This is a genomic window from Intestinibacter sp. (assembly GCF_022780145.1).
GTDB lineage: Bacteria > Bacillota > Clostridia > Peptostreptococcales > Peptostreptococcaceae > Intestinibacter.
On record NZ_JALEXO010000236.1, the window covers coordinates 1 to 2,479 of the forward strand.

The 2,479-nt window shown below is 31.0% G+C and carries 5 protein-coding genes; all 5 read right to left on the bottom strand.

Features of this window, described 5'->3' with window-relative positions:
- On the bottom strand, positions 1-389 hold a 389-nt coding region (locus tag MR593_RS08905; protein WP_290692019.1), incomplete at its 3' end, for an XdhC family protein.
- 40 nt (positions 390-429) lie between these two features.
- Positions 430-852 (bottom strand): DVU_1555 family C-GCAxxG-C-C protein, encoded by a 423-nt coding sequence (locus MR593_RS08910; protein WP_290692021.1) that lies wholly within the window; start codon positions 850-852, stop codon positions 430-432.
- A 4-nt stretch (positions 853-856) separates the two neighbouring features.
- Positions 857-1,489 carry a class I SAM-dependent methyltransferase gene (locus MR593_RS08915; RefSeq protein WP_290692023.1) on the bottom strand — a complete coding sequence of 211 codons (633 nt, stop codon included), beginning with the start codon at positions 1,487-1,489 and terminating at the stop codon, positions 857-859.
- Complete coding sequence (locus tag MR593_RS08920) at positions 1,489-1,710, bottom strand: DVU_1557 family redox protein (protein ID WP_290692025.1); 222 nt, start codon at positions 1,708-1,710, stop codon at positions 1,489-1,491. The genes MR593_RS08915 and MR593_RS08920 overlap by 1 nt, the downstream gene beginning before the upstream one ends.
- Position 1,711: 1 nt before the next feature.
- Positions 1,712-2,479: (Fe-S)-binding protein (locus tag MR593_RS08925; RefSeq protein ID WP_290692027.1), on the bottom strand; the 768-nt coding region annotated here is incomplete at its 5' end.

Consider the following 2,479-nt stretch of genomic DNA (forward strand, 5'->3'; position numbering starts at 1 on the left):
GTTACAACCCAACCTTTTTTGTTGTTATTTACAACATCTACAGCTTTTTCAAAAACCTTTAAATTATTTTCGTCATCGGCATCGATATAATTTATAAGTAGTTCTCCGTTTCCACCACAAACCATTTCTGATTTATGTGCATCTTTGCTATCTAGATGAAACTCATATACAAAAGTCTTTTTATTTTTAATTGCATCTACACTTACATCCATACATCTAGATTCCATTATTCCCCCGCCAACTGTACCTATTATAGATCTATCTTTTCTGACAATCATTTTTGTACCTTCTGAACGAGGAGTTGAGCCTGTGCTTTTGATTATACTAGCTAGTACAAAGCTCTCTTTGTTTTGTAATAATTTTAAACCTTCTTCATATATGTTGTTCATAAAAACAGCCCCCTTATTATGTCGTTATATATTTTAAATACTATACATCATAGCCATGTTCTTGAAGTATATCAAATACTTTTTCAAGTGTCGCTGATACTAAATTAGGACAAACCTTCATTTGATTTTTTAAATCTCCACCTATGATATCCTTGCATTCAGTTCCCTTTCCATTTGTACCTTCTGTTTCAAACCATTTTATAAGCTCTGTTATCATTTCATTTGCATTTTCATCTTCTATTTCATCATCTTCTCCCTTGCATGTGAAATATCCGATTGCACATATACCACCAGTAAGCGCACCGCAAATTCTTTGATTAAATCCAAGACCTCCTATAAGACCTCCCATAGCTCTTATTAAATCACTGTTTTCTTTTTCTTCGGCATCGAGTATTGCCTTCATAATAATTTGACTACAGTAATATCCCTTCGTAGCTAACTCCATCATATACATTTCGTCCATGCTATCACCCTTTCTTAACTAAAGTTATTAAAAAATAGCCTGTTTTTCTACTTAGCATAGTCTTATTTAAATCGCAGCTATTACATCCTCCGAGCAATATTTCAAGACTTCCGTACTCCCAGAGCACCTTGCCTATATAATTTCTCCAATTTTTAGATTGATCTTTAAAATCGACTACTTCAAAGCCCGTATCCTCACATAACTTATACCAATACTCTAATGTATAGGCATCGCTTTTATCTGTATTTTCTTTAAAGAAAAAATCACCTAATAGGATAATTCCATTATCTTTTAAAATCTCTCTACAACTACTTAAAACTAATCTCGAATCGTCCATTATGGATAGACTACATTCTATGGATATTATATCGAAATATTTTTTTTCAAAATCCATAGAATGTGCATCCATAACCATTAGATTTATATCGCCGTATTTATTTTTTCCCTCATTTATTATATCTTCAGATATATCTATACCTATTGCATCTAGACCTTTTTTACTTAAAAAGTCTACAGCACTTCCACTTCCACAGCCTATATCTAGTAGCTTTGCATTTTTGTCTAGGTGGTATTTATCTAAAATCTCGTCGATTAGATAAAGCCCACCTATATTAAAATCTTTAATTTTATCAAACATTATTTATCCTCTAATGATTTTTCAACTGTGTATATCTTTGTACTTGATAGAGATTCATCTATAAATACTCTATGACATTTAGGGCATACAGGTAATTCAACTGGAAAACTACTTCCTAAATATTCTAATGTAACCTTGCCTTTTTTAAGTGGCTCATTACATTTTACACAAATCATTGACTCGCTGTCGTAATCGTAAAAACTATCGTAACCTTCATGCATATTAATCCACCGCCTCTATCTTCATTCTATGACTGTAAGCATTATGTACTAAATATTTGTCACCTTCTATTGTATATTCAACCCAGAAAGTAACATTTTTTATAGTGCGATAAGCTAAAAATGTATTGTTCTTTTTATTGAAGAATTTTTCGTTGTTAGCTTCTGCATATGATATTGTGTCATAAACATCTTTGAATAAAATAAGTTTTTCTTCAAATTTTTCTTCTAATTCTTTGCTTATTATTAAGTTTACTTCGTAGTCATTCTTTTCATCTGATTTCCCTAGTAAATCTAATTTAAGTTGCACTCTGTTATACCTTCTTTCTGATAAATTAGGTTTTTTATTCTTACCTTCAAAATCGTAAATTAATTGTAGTATGTGTTTTGAATTTTTATTTTGTCCTAAATAAGCATCTCTACAGTTAATACAGTAAGTAATGTAATCTAAATCGCTTTGGTCTATTCTACTTTGAACTATATCTTCTCTCAATTCTCTATGAGAAAAACAAGTAAGTCCTCCGTATCCACAGCAAGTAGTCTCTTTTTTATTGTAGTCTAATTCTTCTAAATTGTAACCTAATTTTTCACTTATCTCTCTGACCTTATCTTGCAAATCTACTTCATAACGCGCAGAGCATGGATCGTCTACAGCGACACATTTGCCATTTCCGATATTTTTAAGTTGTTTGTCGTCTATATAATCGTATACCATACTTATTTCTACATTTTCTAAGTTTTCTTTAAATATCTTATAACATGTAGGACAAGC

Bases quoted from the DNA above. Each gene is read 5' to 3' on its own strand.
- MR593_RS08910 (WP_290692021.1), bottom strand. From the start codon at position 852: ATGGACGAAATGTATATGATGGAGTTAGCTACGAAGGGATATTACTGT.
- MR593_RS08915 (WP_290692023.1), bottom strand. From the start codon at position 1,489: ATGTTTGATAAAATTAAAGATTTTAATATAGGTGGGCTTTATCTAATC.
- MR593_RS08920 (WP_290692025.1), bottom strand. From the start codon at position 1,710: ATGCATGAAGGTTACGATAGTTTTTACGATTACGACAGCGAGTCAATG.